At 62.4% G+C, this 21,377-nt stretch carries 28 protein-coding genes; 10 read left to right on the forward strand and 18 right to left on the reverse strand.

What is annotated here, in order from left to right; translation table 11 throughout:
- The first annotated feature begins 29 nt into the window (after positions 1-29).
- Positions 30-1,685: a chaperonin GroEL gene (gene groL / locus AC56QQ_RS22365; RefSeq protein WP_497123401.1), complete on the forward strand. Its 1,656-nt coding sequence runs from the start codon at positions 30-32 to the stop codon at positions 1,683-1,685.
- Positions 1,686-1,822: 137 nt separating this feature from the next.
- On the opposite strand, the gene AC56QQ_RS22370 is transcribed toward groL, so the two are convergent.
- Positions 1,823-2,725: a LysR family transcriptional regulator gene (locus AC56QQ_RS22370; protein WP_497123402.1), complete on the reverse strand. Its 903-nt coding sequence runs from the start codon at positions 2,723-2,725 to the stop codon at positions 1,823-1,825.
- Between the two features lie 116 nt (positions 2,726-2,841).
- Here AC56QQ_RS22370 and AC56QQ_RS22375 point away from each other — a divergent pair, with 116 nt between their 5' ends.
- Entirely contained in the window at positions 2,842-3,720 is an 879-nt protein-coding gene (locus AC56QQ_RS22375; protein ID WP_497123403.1) for an EamA family transporter, read from the forward strand.
- A gap of 22 nt (positions 3,721-3,742) precedes the next feature.
- Here the strand turns inward: AC56QQ_RS22375 and AC56QQ_RS22380 are convergent, their stop codons facing one another.
- On the reverse strand, positions 3,743-4,378 hold the full coding sequence (locus AC56QQ_RS22380; RefSeq protein WP_497123404.1) for a TetR/AcrR family transcriptional regulator: 636 nt from the start codon (positions 4,376-4,378) through the stop codon (positions 3,743-3,745).
- 99 nt (positions 4,379-4,477) lie between these two features.
- On the opposite strand from AC56QQ_RS22380, the gene AC56QQ_RS22385 reads away from it, so the two are divergent.
- From AC56QQ_RS22385 to AC56QQ_RS22395, 3 genes are read left to right on the forward strand one after another with little or no spacing between them, the layout of a single operon-like run.
- Complete coding sequence (locus AC56QQ_RS22385; RefSeq protein ID WP_497123405.1) at positions 4,478-5,488, forward strand: zinc-dependent alcohol dehydrogenase family protein; 1,011 nt, start codon at positions 4,478-4,480, stop codon at positions 5,486-5,488.
- A 35-nt stretch (positions 5,489-5,523) separates the two neighbouring features.
- Positions 5,524-5,973: an OsmC family protein gene (locus AC56QQ_RS22390; protein ID WP_497123406.1), complete on the forward strand. Its 450-nt coding sequence runs from the start codon at positions 5,524-5,526 to the stop codon at positions 5,971-5,973.
- 14 nt (positions 5,974-5,987) lie between these two features.
- Positions 5,988-6,374 carry a nuclear transport factor 2 family protein gene (locus AC56QQ_RS22395; RefSeq protein ID WP_497123407.1) on the forward strand — a complete coding sequence of 129 codons (387 nt, stop codon included), beginning with the start codon at positions 5,988-5,990 and terminating at the stop codon, positions 6,372-6,374.
- 19 nt (positions 6,375-6,393) lie between these two features.
- On the opposite strand, the gene AC56QQ_RS22400 is transcribed toward AC56QQ_RS22395, so the two are convergent.
- The 10 genes from AC56QQ_RS22400 to AC56QQ_RS22445 form a co-directional block, all read right to left on the reverse strand.
- Positions 6,394-7,005 (reverse strand): LysE family translocator, encoded by a 612-nt coding sequence (locus AC56QQ_RS22400; protein WP_091577351.1) that lies wholly within the window; start codon positions 7,003-7,005, stop codon positions 6,394-6,396.
- 171 nt (positions 7,006-7,176) lie between these two features.
- A complete protein-coding gene (locus AC56QQ_RS22405) occupies positions 7,177-7,509 on the reverse strand; it encodes a YkgJ family cysteine cluster protein (protein ID WP_497129090.1) in 333 nt (110 codons plus the stop codon).
- A 52-nt stretch (positions 7,510-7,561) separates the two neighbouring features.
- Positions 7,562-7,729: a hypothetical protein gene (locus AC56QQ_RS22410; protein WP_497123408.1), complete on the reverse strand. Its 168-nt coding sequence runs from the start codon at positions 7,727-7,729 to the stop codon at positions 7,562-7,564.
- A 1-nt stretch (position 7,730) separates the two neighbouring features.
- On the reverse strand, positions 7,731-8,138 hold the full coding sequence (locus AC56QQ_RS22415; protein ID WP_091577347.1) for a hypothetical protein: 408 nt from the start codon (positions 8,136-8,138) through the stop codon (positions 7,731-7,733).
- Positions 8,138-8,365: a hypothetical protein gene (locus tag AC56QQ_RS22420; protein ID WP_256749745.1), complete on the reverse strand. Its 228-nt coding sequence runs from the start codon at positions 8,363-8,365 to the stop codon at positions 8,138-8,140. Before AC56QQ_RS22420 ends, AC56QQ_RS22415 begins: the two co-directional genes overlap by 1 nt.
- A 343-nt stretch (positions 8,366-8,708) precedes the next feature.
- Complete coding sequence (locus AC56QQ_RS22425) at positions 8,709-8,918, reverse strand: cold-shock protein (protein WP_010915421.1); 210 nt, start codon at positions 8,916-8,918, stop codon at positions 8,709-8,711.
- 386 nt (positions 8,919-9,304) lie between these two features.
- Positions 9,305-10,087 (reverse strand): SRPBCC domain-containing protein, encoded by a 783-nt coding sequence (locus tag AC56QQ_RS22430; RefSeq protein WP_497123409.1) that lies wholly within the window; start codon positions 10,085-10,087, stop codon positions 9,305-9,307.
- Entirely contained in the window at positions 10,084-10,404 is a 321-nt protein-coding gene (locus tag AC56QQ_RS22435; RefSeq protein WP_256749743.1) for an ArsR/SmtB family transcription factor, read from the reverse strand. The genes AC56QQ_RS22430 and AC56QQ_RS22435 overlap by 4 nt, the downstream gene beginning before the upstream one ends.
- 68 nt (positions 10,405-10,472) lie before the next feature.
- The gene (locus tag AC56QQ_RS22440) at positions 10,473-11,225 is read right to left on the reverse strand and encodes an SDR family NAD(P)-dependent oxidoreductase (RefSeq protein WP_497123410.1); all 753 of its coding nucleotides are present in this window, start codon (positions 11,223-11,225) and stop codon (positions 10,473-10,475) included.
- A gap of 84 nt (positions 11,226-11,309) precedes the next feature.
- Complete coding sequence (locus AC56QQ_RS22445; protein WP_497123411.1) at positions 11,310-11,963, reverse strand: glutathione S-transferase family protein; 654 nt, start codon at positions 11,961-11,963, stop codon at positions 11,310-11,312.
- Positions 11,964-12,349: 386 nt separating this feature from the next.
- Between AC56QQ_RS22445 and AC56QQ_RS22450 the strand changes: the two genes are divergently transcribed.
- Positions 12,350-12,538 carry a CsbD family protein gene (locus tag AC56QQ_RS22450; protein ID WP_497123412.1) on the forward strand — a complete coding sequence of 63 codons (189 nt, stop codon included), beginning with the start codon at positions 12,350-12,352 and terminating at the stop codon, positions 12,536-12,538.
- A 56-nt stretch (positions 12,539-12,594) separates the two neighbouring features.
- Here AC56QQ_RS22450 and AC56QQ_RS22455 read toward each other — a convergent pair whose 3' ends face one another.
- A complete protein-coding gene (locus AC56QQ_RS22455) occupies positions 12,595-13,728 on the reverse strand; it encodes a metallophosphoesterase (RefSeq protein WP_497123413.1) in 1,134 nt (377 codons plus the stop codon).
- 123 nt (positions 13,729-13,851) lie between these two features.
- Here AC56QQ_RS22455 and AC56QQ_RS22460 point away from each other — a divergent pair, with 123 nt between their 5' ends.
- Positions 13,852-14,445 (forward strand): hypothetical protein, encoded by a 594-nt coding sequence (locus AC56QQ_RS22460; protein ID WP_497123414.1) that lies wholly within the window; start codon positions 13,852-13,854, stop codon positions 14,443-14,445.
- On the opposite strand, the gene AC56QQ_RS22465 is transcribed toward AC56QQ_RS22460, so the two are convergent.
- The 3 genes from AC56QQ_RS22465 to AC56QQ_RS22475 all read right to left on the reverse strand — a co-directional run bounded on the left by AC56QQ_RS22465 (position 14,426) and on the right by AC56QQ_RS22475 (position 18,092).
- Positions 14,426-15,571: an NAD(P)/FAD-dependent oxidoreductase gene (locus AC56QQ_RS22465; protein WP_497123415.1), complete on the reverse strand. Its 1,146-nt coding sequence runs from the start codon at positions 15,569-15,571 to the stop codon at positions 14,426-14,428. The genes AC56QQ_RS22460 and AC56QQ_RS22465 overlap by 20 nt on opposite strands.
- Positions 15,572-15,663: 92 nt before the next feature.
- Entirely contained in the window at positions 15,664-17,205 is a 1,542-nt protein-coding gene (locus tag AC56QQ_RS22470) for an amino acid ABC transporter permease/ATP-binding protein (RefSeq protein ID WP_497123416.1), read from the reverse strand.
- 98 nt (positions 17,206-17,303) lie between these two features.
- A complete protein-coding gene (locus AC56QQ_RS22475; protein WP_497129092.1) occupies positions 17,304-18,092 on the reverse strand; it encodes an ABC transporter substrate-binding protein in 789 nt (262 codons plus the stop codon).
- Between the two features lie 288 nt (positions 18,093-18,380).
- On the opposite strand from AC56QQ_RS22475, the gene AC56QQ_RS22480 reads away from it, so the two are divergent.
- Positions 18,381-19,460: a LacI family DNA-binding transcriptional regulator gene (locus AC56QQ_RS22480; protein ID WP_497123417.1), complete on the forward strand. Its 1,080-nt coding sequence runs from the start codon at positions 18,381-18,383 to the stop codon at positions 19,458-19,460.
- A gap of 35 nt (positions 19,461-19,495) precedes the next feature.
- On the opposite strand, the gene AC56QQ_RS22485 is transcribed toward AC56QQ_RS22480, so the two are convergent.
- The gene (locus AC56QQ_RS22485) at positions 19,496-20,050 is read right to left on the reverse strand and encodes a TetR/AcrR family transcriptional regulator (RefSeq protein ID WP_497123418.1); all 555 of its coding nucleotides are present in this window, start codon (positions 20,048-20,050) and stop codon (positions 19,496-19,498) included.
- 147 nt (positions 20,051-20,197) lie between these two features.
- Between AC56QQ_RS22485 and AC56QQ_RS22490 the strand changes: the two genes are divergently transcribed.
- Positions 20,198-20,986, forward strand: a complete 789-nt coding sequence (locus tag AC56QQ_RS22490; RefSeq protein ID WP_497123419.1) for an NIPSNAP family protein — start codon at positions 20,198-20,200, stop codon at positions 20,984-20,986.
- On the opposite strand, the gene AC56QQ_RS22495 is transcribed toward AC56QQ_RS22490, so the two are convergent.
- Positions 20,983-21,186, reverse strand: a complete 204-nt coding sequence (locus AC56QQ_RS22495) for an alpha/beta fold hydrolase (protein ID WP_497123420.1) — start codon at positions 21,184-21,186, stop codon at positions 20,983-20,985. The genes AC56QQ_RS22490 and AC56QQ_RS22495 overlap by 4 nt on opposite strands.
- On the opposite strand from AC56QQ_RS22495, the gene AC56QQ_RS22500 reads away from it, so the two are divergent.
- Positions 21,109-21,369, forward strand: a complete 261-nt coding sequence (locus tag AC56QQ_RS22500; protein ID WP_497123421.1) for a TetR family transcriptional regulator C-terminal domain-containing protein — start codon at positions 21,109-21,111, stop codon at positions 21,367-21,369. The genes AC56QQ_RS22495 and AC56QQ_RS22500 overlap by 78 nt on opposite strands.
- Positions 21,370-21,377: the final 8 nt, after the last annotated feature.

Genomic DNA, 21,377 nt, shown 5'->3' on the forward strand with positions numbered 1-21,377 from the left:
TTACTGCAAGCCCCTGCCAGGAGCTAAAAATGGCTGCCAAAGACGTAAAATTCTCCCGCGACGCCCGTGAGCGCATGCTGCGCGGCGTCAACATCCTCGCCGACGCGGTGAAGGTCACGCTCGGCCCCAAGGGCCGCAACGTCGTCATCGACAAGTCGTTCGGGGCCCCGCGCATCACCAAGGACGGCGTCACCGTCGCCAAGGAAATCGAGCTTGAAGACAAGTTCGAGAACATGGGCGCGCAGATGGTGCGCGAAGTCGCTTCGAAGACCAACGATATCGCCGGCGACGGTACCACGACCGCGACCGTTCTGGCGCAGTCGATCGTCCAGGAAGGCCACAAGGCGGTTGCCGCCGGCATGAACCCGATGGACCTGAAGCGCGGCATCGACCTGGCCGTGACCGAAGTCGTCGCGGCGCTCGGCAAGGCTGCCAAGAAGATCAAGACCTCCGAGGAAGTTGCCCAGGTCGGCACGATCTCGGCCAATGGCGATGAGTCGGTCGGCAAGATGATCGCGGAAGCGATGCAGAAGGTCGGCAACGAAGGCGTCATCACGGTTGAGGAAGCCAAGACCGCCGAGACCGAACTCGAAGTCGTCGAAGGCATGCAGTTCGACCGTGGCTACCTCTCGCCCTACTTCGTCACCAACGCCGACAAGATGGTTGCCGAACTCGAGGACGTCTACATCCTCCTGCACGAGAAGAAGCTCTCCAACCTGCAGGCCATGCTGCCGGTCCTCGAAGCCGTCGTGCAGACTTCGAAGCCGCTGCTCATCATCTCGGAAGACGTCGAAGGCGAGGCCCTGGCCACGCTGGTCGTCAACAAGCTGCGTGGCGGCCTGAAGATCGCCGCCGTCAAGGCGCCGGGCTTCGGTGATCGCCGCAAGGCCATGCTGGAAGACATCGCCATCCTCACCGGTGGCGAGGTCATCTCGGAAGACCTCGGCATCAAGCTCGAGAACGTCGGCCTCAACATGCTCGGCCGCGCCAAGAAGGTGTCGATCTCCAAGGAGAACACCACCATCGTCGACGGCGCCGGCAAGAAGGCCGAGATCCAGGGCCGCGTTGCCCAGATCAAGCAGCAGATCGAAGAGACCACCTCGGATTACGACAAGGAGAAGCTGCAGGAACGTCTCGCCAAGCTGGCGGGTGGCGTTGCGGTGATCCGCGTTGGCGGTGCGACGGAAGTCGAAGTCAAGGAAAAGAAGGACCGCGTCGATGACGCCCTCAACGCGACCCGCGCGGCCGTGGAAGAAGGCATCGTTGCAGGCGGCGGCGTCGCGCTGCTGCGCGCTTCGGCCAACATCAAGGCCACCGGCGCCAATGCCGACCAGGCTGCTGGCATCAACATCGTGCGCCGCGCGCTGCAGGCTCCGGCCCGCCAGATCGCGTCGAACGCCGGTGCGGAAGCATCGATCGTTGCCGGCAAGATCCTTGAGAACAAGGGCGCGACCTTCGGCTACAACGCCCAGACCGGCGAATATGGTGACATGATCGCCATGGGTATCGTCGATCCGGTCAAGGTCGTGCGCACGGCTCTCCAGGACGCGGCCTCGGTCGCCGGCCTGCTGGTCACCACCGAAGCCATGATCGCCGAGGCTCCGAAGAAGGAGTCGGCTGGCGGCGGCATGCCTGGCGGCATGGGCGGCGGCGGCATGGGCGGCATGGGCGGCATGGACTTCTAAGAAGTCCATAAAGCACGCCCATGAATCCAGGTTGCTCAAGCCCGCAAGCGGGCTTGAGTGGCGGCATGGATTTCTAATCCAGCCACTCTGGCTTATGCATATAAAGGGGCGGCAGAAATGCCGCCCTTTTTCATTGATCAGACGCCGAACGACTCAACGATCACATCGCGCACCTGCATCACCGTTGGCGTTCGAACGGTATCGAAACGCCAACTCACCCCGAATGCGTAACGCGGAAACTGCAAGGGACAGGCTCCCATCTCAAATGGGCCCTGGCCGCATAGTGCGCGCGCGGCATGGCTTGGGATTGTCGCCAGCGCATCGCTATTCCACAAGAGAAAAGACAGGGCGGAGAAATGCGTGGTCGCCGCAAGGACCCTGCGCCGCAGTCCATGTTCGGCAAGCACGTCGTCGGTGACGCCGCTCAGGCCGGAATAGGAAACCAGGATATGATCTCGTGAAAGGTATTCTTCCACCGTGAACGGTTCTCGCCCGGGTCTGGAGCGAGGATCATAGACGATCATGTAGTCCGAGCTCCCAACCGAGATGTGTTTCAGCCGGCTATCGGTGACGCCACCCGAGGTGATGGCGAGGTCGATTTCCTTGTCGTTCAGCGCTTGCGCCGCCACGAAGCTGTTGGTCTGGCGCAGGATGATCCTGACATTGGGCATTCTCTGCTTGGCCAGTTTGATGATGCCTGCGCCGAACGCCATTTCGAAATCGTCGGAAAGGCCAACCCTGACGACAACGACTTTCGCCCGATCTTCCGCCTGCGGGCTCGTGCTATCCAGCGTTCCACTGATGATCCCCAGCGCTTCCTCGATCAGTGGTCGCAGGATCACAGCGCGCGGCGTCGGCAGCAGGCCGCGCTGTGTGCGCGTGAACAGCGGATCGCCATAGAGCGCCCGCAGCCGCCTCAACGATGCGCTGACCGCAGCCTGACTAAGCCCGAGCCGTGCGGCGGCTCTCGTTACGCTCAACTCGCTCATGAGCATCTTGAACACCACAAGCAGATTGAGATCGACAGACTTGTTTTCCATTCTGTTTATATCTGCATTCCAGTTACGTTGTTTCAGTTATGTCATGTAGCGCGATATTCTCCCGGGATGGAAGACGAATAATCGTCACCGCATCCTCAGCGAGGGACCGCGAAATCATGAGACCTCGGCATATGCTTCTGGCGCTGTTGGTGGCGGCGATCTGGGGGATAAACTTCACCGTCATCAGCATTGGTCTCGGCAGCTTCCCGCCGCTGCTGCTCGCAGCACTGCGATTTGTCGTCGCCTCGCTGCCGGCGTTGGTCCTGCCCCGCCCAAATGTGCCGTGGCCCCGCTTGTTCTGGATTGGCGCAACCTTGTTCCTTGGCCAGTTCGCCCTGCTTTTCACGGGAATGGCACTTGGGCTGCCCGCGGGGCTCGCATCCGTGACGCTGCAGTCGCAGGCCTTTCTGACCATTCTCATCGCCTCAATCGTGCTGCGGGAAAAGCCGACGGCCCGTCAGGTCGCCGGGTCCCTGGTTGCATTTGCCGGGCTGGGCGTGATCGGGCTCACTGTCGGAGGCGATTTCTCCACCGCCGGCCTTGGTCTGTGCCTCGTGTCGGCGCTGTGCTGGGCATTCGGTAATGTGTTGCTGCGTGGCGCCGGCAAGGTCGACATGCTTGCAATGGTGGTCTGGCTGAGCCTGATCCCACCCGTTCCACTCTTCGCACTGTCAATGCTGCTCGACGGACCGACGACGATCGCCCACGCCCTGACGGCAATGCGCTGGAGCGGTGCGGGCGCGGTCATCTACATATCTGTGCTCTCGACCATTCTAAGCTATGCCATTTGGGGCCATTTGCTGAAGCTATATCCGGCCGGAACCGTCGCGCCATTTTCGCTTCTGGTACCGATCTTCGGAGCGCTTTCCGCCAGGATGGTGCTGGGCGAGCAGTTTGAAGCGACCCGCGTCCTAGGAATGATGCTGATCCTTGCCGGCTTGGTGGTCGTTGTGGCGCCGCTGAGGTGGACAATGCTGGTGCAGAAGCACGCCTGATCCAGTCGGGCGCATCGCTATATCAGGCTCCTTGCGACGGTGTTTCGGTCGCGGAAATCGCCGCGTCGCGGTTGCGGCCTCCTCCAGTCAGCACGGCACCTTCGATCAACGCCGCGACTTCATCGGCCACCGCCCACAGCGGGGCGCGGTCGCGGGTGGCACGGGCGATCACCATCAGTCCTTCCAGTGACGATTCGACCAGCAGCGCCAAAGCGTGGGCGCGGCGCTCGGGCACCCCTGCCCTGACGAAGGCCTCCCGCAGCAAGCCGATCCACTGCTCGAAGGCCGAGCGGCACAAATCCGCCAGTTCCGGCACGTCTGTCGGCGAGTCCAGCACGACAGGCGCGATCGGACAGCCGAGCGAAAACTGGTTGTCCTCCAGCATGCGCGCCACCGACTGGTAGATATGATGGACGGCCACGGCCGGATCCTTTTCGCCGGCCAGCGCCTCGCCCAGCCTCTCCGTCACCCTGGCAACGCTGTCGCGCGTCACCTCGATGACCAGTTGGTCCTTGCCGCCGGGAAAATGGAAATAGAGCGAGCCACGCGGCGCGCCGCTGGCGCTCAATATGTCGTTGAGCGAGGTCCCATGGTAGCCGCGCTGCCTGAGCAGCAGTCCAGTCGTCTCGAGTATGCGGGTGCGGGTGTCGTTCGCCATGTCAACCTCTGTCAGCAGCCATAACTATAGGCCTTGCGCTGAATATGACAATCGGTCTACATAATATGTAGATCAGTCTACATATTATGGGAAGCTGACATGCAAACCTATCGTATCGAAGGGTCCGGCGGGGCCGAGTGCCTGGTGATGCGCGACGAGGCGCAGCCGCGGCCGAAACCGCACGAAATCTTGGTGCGCGTTCGCGCAACCTCGCTCAACCGGCGCGACACGATGATCCTCAACGGCACCTATCCACTAACGCCGCGCGTGGGCGTCGTTCCGCTGAGCGATGGGGCGGGCGAAATTGTCGCCATCGGCGATGCCGTCACGCGCTTCGCGGTCGGCGATCGCGTGACCGGCAGCTATTTCGCGCGCTGGATCGACGGGCGCATCAATGCCGGGCTCATCGACCAGCTCGGCTGCACGCTGGACGGCATGCTGGCCGAATACGCCGTTCTCGACGAGCAATGGGCAGTACGCCTGCCCGACCATCTCGACTGGCATGAAGCGGCAACGCTGAGCTGCGTCGGCCTGACCGCCTGGAATGCGGTGACGGGGCCCGGAATTCCCAAGCCCGGCCAATGGGTTCTGGTCATCGGCTCGGGCGGCGTCGCGCTCTTTGCACTGCAGTTCGCCAAGCTGCTCGGCTGCCGCGTCGTCGCCGTCACCTCACGTGGCGAGAAAGCCGACAGGCTACGGGTGCTGGGCGCCGACCTTGTGATTTCGACATCTGACATGCCCGAATGGGGTGCGACCGTCCGCGACCAGACAGGCGGCGTCGATCTCGTCGTCGAGACCGGTGGCCCTGCGACCTTCGCGCAGTCGCTGATCGCCAGCACGCTTTACGGGCACATCGTGCTGCTCACACTGCAGGATGCGAAGGGCGGATCGATCCAGATGCCGGCAGCGCTCTACCAGCGCAGCCTCGCCACCATCAGCCGCCTCTTCGTCGGCAACCGGACCAATCTCGAAGCCATGCTGCGCGCTGTCTCGCAACACCGCCTGCGGCCCGTCATCGACAAGGTCTTTGCCTTCACCGAGGCCGGTGACGCCTACCGCTATTTCCAGCAGGGCGACGTCTTCGGGAAAGTGGTCGTCGACGGCGCCTGACCCATCGATTTCTCAAGATCAAGGGAGAACGGACAATGACAATTCGTGAAGCCTCGGCCGAGTGGCAAGGGACGCTGCGGGAAGGTTCAGGTCGGCTGCGGCTCGGCAGCGGCGTTGTCGAAGGCGCCTATTCCTTCCCGTCGCGTTTCGAGAATGGCCCCGGCACCAATCCGGAGGAACTGATCGCGGCGGCGCATGCCGGCTGCTTCTCGATGGCTCTGAGCGCCATACTGGGCAGGGCCGACCATATCCCGACAAGCATCAGCACCGTGGCCAAGGTGCATCTCGGCGCAACCGCTGCCGGGCCGACGATCACCCGCATCGAGCTTGAGACGCAAGCCGAGGTCCCGGGCCTCGCCCCGGATGAGTTCCAGGATCTCGCAGAGACGGCGAAAGCGTCATGCCTTGTCTCCCGCGCCCTCGCCGGCGTGGCAACCATCACGCTCAAGGCCGAACTCACCGCGACCGCCAGCACGGAACAATGAAACCAGGAGACGAGATGAAACAGGACAGTGTCATGACCCTCCATCCAGATGACCGCTCCACGCAGACGGCCGAAATCATGCGGCGCTTCAACGACGTGTTCCAGCTGCACGATCCGTCGGCGCTCCCCGCATTGGTTGCCGAGCAGTGCGTGATCGAAAACACCGGCCCGGCTCCGGATGGCGCCCGTCATGCCGGCCGGGAGGCCTGCGTCCAGCTGTGGTCGGTGATCGCCACCCAGCCGGGCACGCGTTTCGACATCGAGGAGACATTCGTTGCAGGTGAACGGGCGACGATCCGTTGGCGCTACTGGCTCGCCGACGGCAACTCCGTCCGCGGTGTCAATCTGATGCGCGTCGAGAACGGGCTGATCGTCGAAGCGATGGGATACGTCAAGGGATAGTCGCCCTCGCCCGGTGCCGCTATCGGTCCGCCAGGGCCAGCTTGGCGCCAAGCATGACAAAGGCGCCGGCAAAGGTACGGCGCATCCAGGTCAGCACCATTGGCCGCGACACGACATGGGTGCGGATCGAGGCGGCGAAGATGCCGTAGCCGACAAAAACGACGAAGGTCAAAAGCATGAAGACGCCGCTCAGCTCCAGCATCTTTGACAGCGCGTGCGGCTCGGTTGTGCTGACGAACTGCGGCAGAAAGGCAAAGAAGAAGATCGACAGTTTCGGATTGAGCACGTTGACGAGCACGCCGGTGGCAATCACCTTGCCAGCCGAACGCGGCGCGACATTGTCCTCGACGCTCAGGCCGCCCTTCTCCTTCAGCGTGTTCCAGGCCATGTAGAGCAGATAGGCGACGCCGATATATTTCAGTGTCTCGAAGGCGACCGCGCTGGTGTGCAGCAGCGCCGCCAGGCCGGTGATGGCGGCCGCCATATGCGGGATGATGCCGAGCGTGCAGCCGAAGGCGGCAATGATGCTGGCGCGGGCGCCGCGCGAAAGGCCGGCGCTCAGCGTATAGAGAACGCCGGTGCCAGGCGAGGCCACGACGATCAGCGACGTCAACAGGAATTCGATGCTCAAGGGATGATCCTCCGCGGCCCTGCCCTCTTGCAGCCTAGCCAGCAAGGGCTGCGAGCACAACCACCGGCAGTCCGTGTGAATGCATGTGGTGCTCAGCATTTTTTGGGAGAACGACATACACAAAACAAGGGCTTGAACCACGTCGACTGAATCCGTTCAACGCGATGCGCTTTAAGCCGTCGGCAATCCATGCGCGCGGCGCGCCATCAGGCAATCATCGTCGCCCGGCATGCAAGCGCGGCAGACATCCGGGCGCACCTCGTAAATGCCGCAAGCGGTCGACTTGCCGACCTCGCCGGATAGCGCCGAGCAGCGCACGCCCTCGCAGCGCATGCCGGATTCGTTGGCTGCTACGTATTTCGCCGGGATGCGGTCGAGTTGCGCGTCATCCTCGGTGGAAAAACGCGGCCACTCCGCCGAGTAGGAACAGCAGGCGCCACAGCTCTGGCAGTCGAAGAGAGGAGCGGTGCTCACTCGCGCTGACGAAAGGCCTGCGGCTACCACTAGGGCGAACAGCCCCGGCGCGGGATTACGATCAGCGTCCTGCGGCAAGGCGCTATTTCTTCTTGCCGGTCTTGCCCTTGGGCGAATCCACCGGCGACTTGAACAGATCGGTCGCGGCCTCGGCGGTATCAGCGGTTTTCGGTGCGGCAACCGGCTTGGCCGGCTTTGCGGCGACAGCGGGAGTTGCCGGCTGGTGCTTGGCGGAGAATTTTATGGCCATGTCAGTCCTCGTCGACGAAACGCGATGATGGCGCGCGCGGATTGCGCAAGCGGCCGATCAGGGCCGAAACCGCGGTGATGTTCATTTCCTCGGGCGACCAGTTCTTCACCGCCTCGATGTGGTGAGGCGCCAGTTCGCGATGCGTGCTGCCGCTGTAGGCGGCATCCTGGTGGGTCACCCGTTCATGGGTCTTGGCGTCTTCGCGGACATATTCGATCAGATAGTTCGGGCATTCGGCACGACCGCGTACACCGAGCCGCACCTGTGCATCGCCATGGGCGCGTTTGCAGCGCTCCAGCTTTTCCAGCACGCGGCGTACGTATTCGACCGGCTTGTTGAGGCCTTCGACCACGTCGGCGATCGTCGAGTCGGCGGCGATCATCTTTGGAGGCACGCGCTTGGTGGCCATCAGCGTCTTCCGGCTCGCTTTGGCAAGGCCGCAAGCGCCGCGGCCGCGGCCATCTCGTCAGCCTCCTTCTCCAGGCGCTGTTCGCGCAGGCGCGCGGTCTTGGCTTCCCGTGCCTCGCTGACGGCATCGCGTTCGGAAATGATGCGGTTGAGCGACATCGACTGGGTTCGCGTCTTGCTGAACAGGGACACGGGCTGATCGACGGCTGTCTTTGAACTGGTGGTCAAAATCTTTCTCCTGTCAGGAGTCTGGTGCCGATAGGACGAGACCGGGTCGTCGGTTAGACCACGCACAAAGAAATACGGCAGCGGATTCAAGTTGCTGGAGCGTTCCCTTAGCACGTTCCGGCCGAGTGCGGCGCACTTTCGGCGGCAAGAAACACAAAATGAAAAAGGCCAGGCACCGCCTGACCTCCCATGGGAGCGCCGCGCATCCAGATGGATGCAGAAGGCATGCTCCTCTCATGCGCATGACATGCCGTGGAAACTCAGGTCTCCGCGGCCATGCGCCCGAATTCGCCATTCACCAGTGCCAGTACATCCGTGGTCACCGGGAAGGCTGAATTCTTTTTCAGGCCGCCTTCAACTGGTCGGCGGACATCTTGCCCGACTTGTTGTCGCGGACCATCTCGTAGCCGAGCTTCTGGCCCTCGACGATGTCGCGCATGCCGGCGCGCTCTACGGCCGAGATGTGGACGAAAACGTCGGCCGAGCCGTCGTCAGGCTGAATAAAACCAAAACCTTTGGTGGCGTTGAACCATTTAACTGTGCCGGTGCTCATGACGAACCCTTTCCATGGCAAATATTCGTTCGCCGTCATGCGGATGCACAACGTCGTTTGTCTCGATTTTTGATGTGGGAAGTTCGTCAAAGGCGCGCTGCAAAGCGCGGATAACAAAAGTCAGTCAAACAAATATCGACAGAGGTCTTTTATGCTCCTAATGCCGCCTTGTCAATTCTTAGTTTGATCCGCCCTTTGCACTCGTACCATCCAAGGCGCCGCATCGAGCGCGGCGTTTAAAAATTGACATGGCGGGGAACCATTTCGGAACACGCACATTTCATGGTTGTCGTCAGCAGTTCACGAGCAATCGAAGGAAGGCTAACGGCAAAGACGCCCCCGCACTATAACAGGTGCGAGGGCGTTTTCTTTTGGCGCTCCGAACCTCACATGACAGCACTCATCATCGGCAGGATTTCGTAGCGAAAGCCCAGCCCTGAATGAACCGTCGGGTCCGCGTCGGTCAGCGCCCGGACGGCGGCCTCGTCGTTGGCGCGCACGATGCCGAGCCCCCAGGGGCCGGCAGGATCGGCGACCGGCCCGAACAGGATGACACCTCCCTCGCCCAACTTGCCGCGTAAATAGTCCGAATGCTGTTTCATCAGCGCCTTTTCCGCATCGGTCAAGGTGAACGCAAAGTCTGGCCGCGGCGGGATCAGCCGGCAGTGGAACACGACCTGCGGTTTGCCGCCTGCCCCATCGGACAGGAAGGTGGCCAGCCAACCGAGCACACGTTCCCAGCCGAAGCCGTGATCGCGGCAGGCGCCTTCGCGAGCGCCGAAGCCCTCGTGGCGTAGTGTCAGCCGCGTTCCGGCCTCGACCGCTTCGAGCGTATAGGTGACGGTGGTGACGTTGTCGCCGTCCCATGGCGCTTTCCATGTCAGCACCAGACGGTGCGGCGGCTCGACCTTGAGATACTCCCCCTGGACATGAAACTCTCGGCCGTCGACGCCCTTGCCTTCCGATCGCCACGCCCCGCCCGGCCGCACGTCGGCGGTATGTCTCGTCGTCCGGTAAAGTTCGTCCGATCCCCACCAGAGCGGTATCTGGTCGTCCGCCGTCAACGCGCGAAACACCCGCTCAGGCGGCACCGCGATCGTCACCGTGGCGAGAATCGTCCCCACCGACACGTCAGCGATAGCGCGAGGTCCATCATTGATCGCCCTCATTCGTTCTCCAGATAGGATTTGAGATTGCCGAGGCTCGCTTGCCAGAAATCGCGATAGGGCAAGATCCAGTCGGCCACGTCCTTCAATTCCGCAGGCTCCAGCCGATAGAGCCGCTCGCGGCCATGCCTCTGTTCGGACACGACCCGCAACTCACGCAGAATCCTGAGATGCTTGGAGATAGCGGGCCGACTCTGCGAAAAGGCCGAGGCCAGTTCGTTGACCGGCGCCGGCCCCTGCCGCAAGCGGTCGAGAATGGCGCGGCGCGTCGGATCGGCAATGGCGCGGAAGACGGAATGGTCGGATTCAGCTTGCGGCATAATGCGTATCCATTTGGTTACGTATTATGCCTGTCCTTGGCTTTCGTCAACTCCGGGACAGGCCTGAGCTAGCGCTCCTGGTCGGTCGGCCTGATGACGATCTCGTTGACATTGACGCGAGCCGGCTGACTGACCGCGTACAGGATGGCGGCGGCAATATCCTCGGCGGTCAGCGCTTCCATAGTGGCTAGGCGCTGATCGAGCCCCGCTTTCGAGGCGGCGTTGGTGATGTGATCGCCAAGCTCGGTGCGTACCAGTCCGGGTTCGATGACGGTGACGCGGACCTTGTCGGCATAGACTTCACGGCGCAGCGACTCGGAAAAGCCAACGACGCCGAACTTGGTCGCCGCATAACCACTGGCACCGGGATTGGCAACGCGGCCGGCAACCGACGAGACGTTGACGATATGACCCTTTGCGGCCCTGAGATGCGGCAGCGCCGCCTTGGTGACGCCCATCAGCGCCAGCAGGTTGAGTTCCACCATCTGGCGCCAGTCGTCGAGCGTCGCCTCGGCGGCCGGCGACAGAAGCATCACCCCGGCATTGTTGACGAGAATGTCGAGCCGGTCCCATTCGGCCACCACCTTGCCGATCATGGCGGTGACATCGCCATTGTTGGTGACGTCGGCCTCGATGCGCAGCGCCATGCCGCCGGCCGTTTCAATGCGCGCCGCCAGCGCCTCGAGCCGATCGGCTCGGCGGGCGGCGATCGCCACCTTTGCCCCGGCAGCGGCCAGCGCCGCAGCCGTGGCCTCGCCGATACCAGACGAAGCGCCCGTGACGAGGGCGACCTTGCCGGCGAGTGTAGAAGAAACAGTCATTGCGACATCTCCAAAAAGACGCAGCCCCCATGCCCTTAGATAGGCCGCCCGCGACCTCCTGGAAGCCCGCTTCTAGGTCAGACCTTATTCGTCGGGACCAGGCTCGGGCCAGGTTTCCCTGGCGGCTTCGGCGTACCAAAGGCGCATCGCGGGTGTTGAAAGCACGGCATCGACATAGGCACGGGTATCGGGCGCTAGCGTGCCGCCATAGGTGTCGAACCGAGTGGCGACCGGCGCATACATGGCATCGGTCGCGGTGAAATGACCGAACAGGAACGGACCGCCCTTGCCGTATTTTTCGCGACACTCGCGCCACAGCGCCTCGATGCGCGCCCGCTGCGCCTCGCCTTCGGCGTCGAGCGGCTTGTGGCCCTTCGGTCGCCGCAAATTCATCGGCCAGCCATAACGCACCTCGCGGAAGCCCGAATGCATCTCGGTCGCCGCCGAGCGCGCCAGCGCGCGGGCGCCGATATCGGCCGGCCAGAGATTTTTCTCGGGAAACAGATCGGCAAGATATTCAAGGATGGCAAGGGTTTCCCAGACGATCCTTCCCTTGTGATTCAACACAGGCACCTGGCCGGTCGGTGACACCTTTGCCAGGTTGGCGGCCGTCTCAGGCGTGCGCAGCCGTACAAGACTTTCCTCGAACGGTATCTCCAGATGTCTCATCGCCACCCATGGCCGGAGCGACCATGACGAAAAGCATTTGTTGCCGATGTAGAGCTTGAATTCCGCCAAGATGGTCTCCCCAAGATTTCGTCACATCAATCATTTGCGGCCTGGCAGCGGCCCTTGTGCCGCTGGAGAAGGCGAGGCCAACGACGGTCGGGCCATCGTCGCCCGAATCGGGAATGAAGGTCGGCGAAGGGTGGCCTGCTTCAGATGTCAAAACATTGATCGGCCTGACATCGTCGGCGACACAGCCAGCCGCCAGCAGGGAGACCGCGATCGCAAAGGCGAGACGAAGACGCATCGAATACCCCGGGCAGCCCTCACATCCGGCCCGCGCGGAACCTAGCCGCATTGCTCTGCCTTAGGCAACCAGTCGCGCGGCGGCAAATTGCGAGAGTTCGGAACCTAACGGGTTCAGGCCCGTTCCTGTCGGCGAATGAAAATCCCGGGAGATGCGCAAAATGGTGAACAAGGATCAGGTCGCGGGCGTGGCCAAGCAGGTCAAGGGCTCGGTCAAGAAGGCCGCCGGCAAGGCGACCGGCAACAGACAGACCGAGGTCGAGGGTGCGGCCGACAAGGTTGCCGGCAAGGTGCAGAAGGCCTATGGCGACGTGAAGGAAAAGGTCAAGAAGGCGCTCTGAGCCCGGCGAGGACTGCTTCTTTCCAAAGGGAAAGGCGGCCGCCAAGGTCGCCTTTTTCATGTGCTCCAGCCCTTGCTGAAAGCATTGGTGAAGACGATCTCGCCATGGTCACCCGTCGCCTCGCCCAGCGCCACGTCCATGCCGTCGCTGGTCACCCCGGCCACGGCGAACCCACCCATATAGGCAGCCTTCGGCTTGAACAGGTCGAGCCCGTCACTGCGGTAGATCAGCGGCGTGTCGTGCTGGTGGCCGTGGAAGATGCCGGCGATGTTGTAACCCTTCAGAACCGCCAGCAGCGCCTGCCGGTCGGCCTCGCTCCACCAGTGCGGCGCGCCGGCGCCGTCATCGTCGTAGACCCTTTTGGCGGCATCCCACCGTTCTATCGAGAACTTGTCCCAGCCATAGTGCTGGAACAGGATCACCGGGCGCCCATCCGCCGCATAGGTCGCCAGATCCTGCTTCAGCCAGGGCAGGCTCGAATCAGCGCCATGGCCGGTATCTCCGGCGAAACGATGCATCTGGACGAGATGCAGGCCGCCCCAGTCCCATGAATAGCAGTCGGTGTCGACGTCGTAGTCGGTGGCAGGGACCGGCGGCTTGAAGAACACACCGGCGCGGTGATTGACCTCGACATAGTCGCGCAGTTCACGCCGGTACCAGTCGACATGATGGGGCGGTCCGTTCTGGTCGAGATCATGATTGCCAAGTCCGATGTAGACCGGCATGTGCACGCGATCGGGACCGACGCCTTGCTGATAGCGCTGGCTGAACTGGAGAAGCTGCGTGCCCTCGCTCGGCTGGGTGATCTGGCCGCCACCGTCATCGGTCATGTCGCCGCCGACGACAAGGCCGAGCGGCATGCCGATCCGGCTGCCAGCCGAACGCAGGCCGGTGGCGACGCCACCAATCTCGACCGGCCAATCCTTGTCGCCGAGGCCGTTGAGCGCCGCAACATTGCGCAGCAATGCCGCGTCGGTCTTGCCTTCCTGCTGGCAGTTGGGGCCCAAGCCGCTTGCCATGCGGCAGGCATGGATATCGGCGATGAACAGGAAGGTGGCGTCGATGGGCTGAACGCGCTGCCCGGTCTGGCCGAGCGCCGGGCGCGAAAGAGCACCAGTGGCGGCGAAACCCGCAGCCTGCGCCAGAAAGCTGCGTCGGGAAAACAATCGAGGCGAACGGCAATCCATCATGACTTGAATTTCAGCATGGACACCGGCCCGCCGTCCAGCGCGTCTCATCGCCGCCGTCATCGACATGGTCCCACGGGTCTGGCATGTTCCCCCCTCAACTTGTGCGAGCATTGAGAGGGCAAGATGAGAACGGCCTTTACCGGCATGATGTTGACCGCGATGCTGACCTCGAGCGCCGCGCATGCCGCTGGTTGCATCGACGCGAAGTCCGCCAAGAATGGTTTCGTTCTGGCGAGGCCCGGAATTCAGAGCGAGTTCCGACCTGTGGCCGGCGGAATGGTTTCCGTCGTCAACACATACGAGTCGCAATCGCCGCAGACCCAGTTCCTCTTTGCCGGCCTGATCGAGGTGTTTCGCGACAGCGACACCGGCCGGCTGGCGATGATCCCGTTTTCCGATCTCAGAAAACTGTTTCCGCTGAAGACAGGCTCCAAGAGCACAATAGAGTTCGTCGAGCTGTCGCCGGACAAACAGCCGAAAAGCACCAAGACGCTGACCCTTGTCGTCAAGGGCAAGGAGACGTTCAGCCTGGGCGACTGCAAATACAATGTGCTGGCCGTCAACGAGACCTTCAAGAACGGGTCCGGCGAGACGCTGGATGCGTTCACCACGCTCTATGCGCCGGACCTGCAAGCTGCGCTGGCCAGACGCTACGATGAAGGCACTAGCGCGCAATCGGTGAACGGCTACGAGACGATCAAGCCACTGGCTGAGTAGAGACACTAAAGCGGCTTGGACGGAAGTTCGCAAGCAGCGGATTCTCAATGCCGCTGGCGATCTCGCCAGCAAGCAGTTCGCCCGCGATCAGGCCAAGCGTTGCGCCGCTGTGGCTGAAGGCAACGTAGTATCCCTCGATGTCCTTCAACTGGCCGAATACCGGCTCGCCGTCTCCGGGAATCGGCTTGGGGCCAACACCATAGCTTTCCAGTTCCAGCTTCGGATGGCCCTCGAGAACCTTCGAGGCTTCGTCGAGAAGCCCCTGAACAGTCGAATCCTTCACGCCATAAGTGCCGTCCGAATTGACGACCACCTCTTCTTCCGACCAGGCGGAATCGAGCGCGAGCGCTCCGTCCGGCGTCGGGCGGATGGCGACGCGCGGCGTGTTGAGCACGGCCCGAAGAGGCAAGCTCACCGGCTTGGTCCTGACCAGCAGCGCGATCGGCGTCCCATCGGCGATATGCTGGCCGGAGTCCGCAACCATTCGCGGCACGTCACCGCCGGTCGCCAGCAGTACCGCGTCGGCGGCAAAGCTGATGCCGCTTGTCGTGGTGACGCCAGTGGCACGACCGTTGACGACAGTGACCGCGGCGCTTCCGGCATCGGTGACCAGTTGGCCGTCACGCTCCACGAATTCCGCAATCAAGATCTCGATCAGCCGCGGCAGGTCGACCCAGCCTTCGCCCGGATTGAAGATCGCGCCCTGATGCGTGACAGCGCTTGCAGCGATACCCGGCGTGGCTGAAGCTACCGCGCCTGCGGACAGATGTTGGGCATCATAACCGAGGGCCTTTTCATGGGCGAAGACGTCCGCGATCTCATTCGAGGCGTCGTCCGCATCCCATGTCAGGCCGCCATCGAAACGCAGCCAGTCGGCATCCGGATATCGCGCCGACAGCGTCCGGTAGCGGTCGATGCCGATCATGCGCAGGCGATGATACTCGGCCGACCGCCTGCGCGCGGAATTGAGCCAGGCGAGCGAGCGAGCGGAAGCTCCCTTGGCGAGCGGTCCATCATTGATCAGGACGGTTTCGATACCGAGCCTTGCAAGATGAACGGCCGAGGAGACACCGAAAATGCCGCCCCCGACAACAATGACCTTTGAGACCGAAGGTAATGTAGCCATGGGATATTCTTTCACTGTGTGGAGGTTGGATTGGCGGCCGGGGCGAAGGCGTCTTGGTTTCCATGCGTCTCGGGGGCCATGCGATGGTGCGATCAAAGCACTTCGGCAAGGAAGTGCTTCAGACGCGGGCTTTTCGGGGTGTCGAAGATCGCAGCAGGCGTGCCGACCTCGATGACGCGGCCTTCGTCCATGAAGACGACCTGATCGGCGACCTTGCGGGCAAAACCCATTTCATGGGTCACGACGACCATTGTCATGCCGCGCCGGCCGAGGTCCGCCATCAGGTTCAGAACGCCCTTCACCAGTTCCGGATCGAGGGCGCTCGTCACCTCGTCGAAGAGGATAACCTCCGGGTCCATCGCAAGCGCTCGGGCGATTGCCACGCGCTGCTGCTGGCCACCGGAAAGACTGCCGGGACGATGGTGTTTGCGGGCGGCAAGGCCAACATCGGCGAGGCGCGCCTCGGCGATGCGCTCGGCCTCCTGCACCGGCATGCCCTTTACCTTGGTCAGCGACAGCATGACGTTTTCCAGGGCTGTATGGTCCGGAAACAGGTTGAAATGCTGGAATACCATGCCGACACGGCGGCGCAGTTTTTCAGGCTTCATCGCCAGGATGCTCGCGCCATCGAGGAGCACGTCGCCGCCTTTGGGCTCGACCAGGCGGTTGAGGCAGCGCAACAGGGTCGACTTGCCCGAACCTGATGGACCGATGACGCATGTGACCGTGCCCGGCTTGACCGTCAGGCTGACGCCCTTGAGGACATCGAGATCGCCGTAGGCCATGTCGAGATCGGTGATGGCGAGACTGCCGCCCTTGAACCGGTGAAGCGCCGGGCTGCCTTCAGGGCTGGTCTCCGAAGGTGGACTGCTGACGGCACTTTCCAGTTCGCTCACCTCGGCGAGGCCACTGGCGACGAGGCCGGCCTTTTGCTTGCCGACGCGCAGCGAGTTGTCGATGTGATTGACCACATGGGTCAACGGCACGGTGATGACGAGATAGAACACGCCGGCCAGAAGCAATGGCGAGAGGTTTCCGGTGACCACCGCCTGGTCCTGGCCGACGCGGAAAATCTCGCGCTCCGACGCGAGCAGACCGAGGAAATAGACAAGGCTCGAATCCTTGACGTTGCCGATGAACTGGTTGACCAGAGCCGGCAAGACGCGGCGGATGCCTTGCGGTATCACGATCAGGCGCATCCCCTGCCCGTAGCTCATGCTGAGCGCCCTGCAGGCTTCCATCTGCCCGCGCTCGACGCTCTGGATTCCCGAACGGAAGATTTCGCCGATGTAGGCGCCGGCGATCAGGCTGAGGGCGAGAATGCCGAGCGGATAGGGCGAAGGCCCGAAGATTTCACGGCCGATGCGGGCGAAGCCCTGGCCAATCAGCAGAATCGTGACGATCGCCGGAAGGCCACGAAAAATATCGGTGTAGATCCGGGCCGGAATGCGCAGCCAACGCGATTGCGAGATACCCATGACCGCAAGGATCATGCCGAGAATAACGCCAAGCACCGTGGAAGTGGCGGCGAGGATCAAGGTGTTCTTCAATCCGATGGTGATCATGCTCGGCAGCACGTCGGCCATGGCCTGCCAGTCGAGGAAACTGCGGCGCAAGTTTTCAAGCCAGTTCATTCGATCCCCTTTTCCATCGCGCTATTCGTGCCATCCGGAAATCAGGCGCAACAGCGTGTAGTTCTGCCGCCGGCCATCAAGGCCAGCGGCAGGCGCGGTTACTTCTTGGGGAGATACTGGTCAGGCATCGGCGAACCGGGGAACCACTTCTCGTAGAGCGTCTTCCAGGTGCCGTCCTGCATCGCCGCATGCAGGGCAGTGTTCAGCGCGTCGCGAAGCTTGTCGTTGCCCTTGCGCACGACGAAGCCTGCTGGCGCGTCGAAGGAAGGGATGTTAACTGCGATCTTCAAGTCCGGATAACGAACCCCATAGTCCTTGGCTGCCTCATAGTCGAGGAAATGAGCATCCACCGTGCCATTGTTGAGCGCCGAGACGGCCGAATTGTTGTCAGGAAATTTGACGAGATCCGTCCCGACAAAATTCTTCGCTGCATAGATTTCCTGCAGCGTACCCTGCACGACGCCAAGACGCTTGCCCTTGAGCCCGTCCGCCGAAGTTATCGCCTTGTCTGCGGTAAGCACCGACAGGTAGCCTGCGAGATAGCCGTCGGAAAAGTCGACGGTCTTCTTGCGCGCATCTGTCGTACCGATCGCCGCGACCGCCACGTCGAAACGCTCATTGGCAACCGAAGGCATCAGGGCCGAGAACTCCTGACCGGTGAAGATCACCTGATCCGGTTTGAATCCAAGGCGGCTCGCGACGTTCCGAAAGAGTTCAATATCGAACCCCGTGAACGTGCCATCCGCCTGCGTGAAAGCGTAGGGCTTTGCGTCTCCCATGGTCCCGACGCTGATAACCTTCGCATCGATAAGTCCATAGGGATTGTCATCCGCCGCGGCAGCCCGCGAAACCAAACCTGCTGCGATGCACACAACCATAAGAGCCATTGCGCCGGTCTGGGCCGGCGACATCAACGACTTGAGAATTCCGATCCTGCTCATGTCTTCTCTCCACTCTGAAGGTTTGTTCTTCTTGGCATTTGCGTTGAGCCCGCAATTTCACGCCTCGTAACGTTCGTCGCCGCGACAGCGGCTTGCACGGCAGGCTCCCATCACGCCTCTTGGCTCACGCATTTTTTGAAAGAGACCGGTCTCTTATTGTGTGAGACCGGTCTCTTTGATAATCGTTATCGTCAGATTGACCTTCCGTCAACAACTCTTGTAGTCGTTTGTCCAATGAAAAAAACCGCGCCCAAGACCCGGTCGATAACAGTCAGCGACGTCGCCCGCGCGGCAAACGTGTCGAAAGCGACAGCCGCGCGCGTGCTCGGCGGATACGGCGTCGTCAGCGATATGATCCGCGCGGACGTCATGGCCGCGGCCAAGGCACTGGACTATCGTCCGAACGAACTGGCCCGCAGCATGACGACCGGCCGGTCCGGCATCATCGGAGTGGTCGTCGGCGACATCGAGAACCCGTTCTTCAGCCTCGCGGTGCGCGGCATCAGCGACGCGGCAAGAGCAGCCGGTTTCAACGTCATTCTGGCCAACTCCGGCGAGAGGATCGAGGTTGAAAAGGCAGCCGTGCGGCTGTTGATCGGCAAGCGCGTCGACGGGCTGATCGTCACGCCATCGGAATCGCGTGACATCTCGCACCTGCGCGACATCCATCGTTCAGGCCGGCCGCTTGCCCTGCTTGACCGGGCGCTGCCCGATCTGGATGTCGATACGGTGACGGTCGACGATCGCGGCATCGCCATGCGGGCGACCCGCATTCTTGCGGATGCCGGCCACCGCAACATCGCCTATGTGACCGCGGTCGACGCCGAAGGGCATGAATACCGCGATCTCGGGCAAATCTACACCTCGTCGGTCCGCGAGCGTATCGACGGTTTCCTCGCCGTGTGCCGAGATGCCGGAATTGATCGGCCGGAAAATCATGTTCGCCTTGGTGCAACAAGCCCCGCCGAAACACGCAGGGTTGCCGACAAACTGCTGTCCGGACCAGATCGGCCGACGGCGATCCTCGCCTCCGACAGCGTCATAGCGCTGGAGATCTTCAGGGTGATCCGCCAGCGCGGCCTGCGGATTCCCGAGGACATTTCGCTGATCACCTTCCATGATGCGGACTGGACGAGCGTGACAACCCCGCCCATTACCGTCATCGACCAGCCCGTCTATGCACTTGGCAAGAGTGTCGCAGAATTGCTGATCCGACGGCTGAAGGGAGATCAGCGCCCGGCGGAAAGGCTCATTCTGCCAACATCGATCGTCGAGCGCGGGTCTGTCGGCCCACCCTCGAACAGGAAGTTGTAGATGCCATCGTCAAGCGCGAGCAGCGCGGCCGCGATCTAGGTTTCACCCAGCGCCGCCAGGCAGTCGCGCAGCATGGTGGCGTCCTGCGCCGTCTTGGCCATCGACATGGCGCCGGAATAAGTGGCCACAACGAGCGCGGCGAAGCGCTGCGGGTCGATGCCCTGCTCCCTGCCCGCCCGCTGGTCGGCGCTGATCTTGTCGGCGATGGCCTGGCGCCACGCCGAAAAGATACCGGCAAGCGCGGCACGAAAATCGGGATCGGCCAGCGACAGTTCATGCGCCAGATTGTTGAGCGGGCAACCGCGCACGAAGCCCTGCTGCTCCAGTTGCGCCGCCACGGCCTCGAACACCGTTCGCACGCCCTCGCGTGCCGAATCCGCCGCCAGCACCGGCGCGATCCATGTCTCCTCGACCGCCGCCGCCACGCGCTCCTCGATCACCGCCAGCGCCAGCGCCCTCTTGGTCGGGAAATGGTGATGCAGCGCGCCGCCGCTGACACCCGCCGCCGCCATCAGATCGCCGAGGCTGGAAGCATGATAGCCGCGTGCCTGAAACGACTCTTCGGCGACATCGAGCACTTTCTTGCGCATGCCTTCGGGGTCGTTGATGCGTTTGCGTGAACGAAGCCTTGGTTGAGCGGCAATCTCTGCTGACATTGCTGAACAATAGCATGTTGACAAAACAGGACAACCGGTCTGTTTATAAACAGGATGATCATCCTGTTTTGGAGACTGTCGATGGACCTACCTCGAAAAACCCTACCGGAACTCGCAATGCTCGCTTCGCCCGTGGTCGAGCTGAGGCAGTACACGTTGAAGCCCGGCATGCGCGAGACACTCATCGACATCTTCGACGGCAAGCTGATCGAAGGCCAGGAAGAGGCCGGCATGACTATCATCGGTCAGTTCCGGGATCTCGATCGCCCGGACATGTTCGTCTGGCTGCGAGGCTTCGACGGCATGGATGCGCGCAAGGATGCACTCGCCGCCTTTTATGCCGGGCCGGTCTGGGCGGCGCACAGCAATGCGGCCAATGCAACGATGATCGATTCCGACGATGTGCTGCTGCTGAAGCCCGCGTGGCTGGGCGCCGGCTTCGACCTCTCTGGTGCGTCGCGGGCCGGCATGCCTGCCGGCGAAAAACCAAGCCGGAACAAAGCTGTGGCTGGCATCGTTGTCATCCGGATTCATCACTTGCGGCGCGGCACCGAAATCGGTTTCGCCAATCGCTTCGAGGTTGAAATGGCGCCGCTGATGACGGCACCCGGTATACGCCAGCTCGCCGCTTTCATCACGGAGCATGCTGAAAACAGCTTTCCGCGCCTGCCGATACGGGCGGGCGAGAACGTTTTCATTTCCGTTACCGCCTTCGACAGCACCGAGGCGCGTGCCAGCCATGAAGCCGCCCTCGCCGCCTCGCCAGCGTGGCAGGCCTTTTGGCAGGCTGCGCGGCCTGACCTGACCAAACCAACGGAGACCTTGCGGCTATCGCCCACTTCGCAATCGTTGGTCCGGTGGAACTCTTAGCCTGTAAAGGCTTCGATGACGGCCCTGGCGACAAGGGCCGGATCTTCCCAATGCGGGTTGTGGCCACAGTTCTCGGCTCGGACGAGGACGGCTTCGGGAAGAGCGCGCAGCAAGACCTGCTGATGCGCCTTGCCGAACAGCGGATCGCGCGCGCCGGCGATGATCAGCGTTCGGGCCCGCACTTGTTGCCCGGCCTGCACGGCCTTGCCGCGCCGAGGGATGCCGACGACATCGCATTTGGCGTCACCGCGCTGATCGACGGGCTTTGGCTGCGGCTCGGCCTGCAGCCGGGCAGCGTCTCGCGTGAACAGGCGATCCTACAGGTCAAGAGCTATGTCGCAGGGCGGCTGGCCACGAGGGAGACCGTGACCGCCGTCGCGTAGTCAGTCTC

Source organism: Mesorhizobium sp. RCAM 05099 (assembly GCF_059683685.1).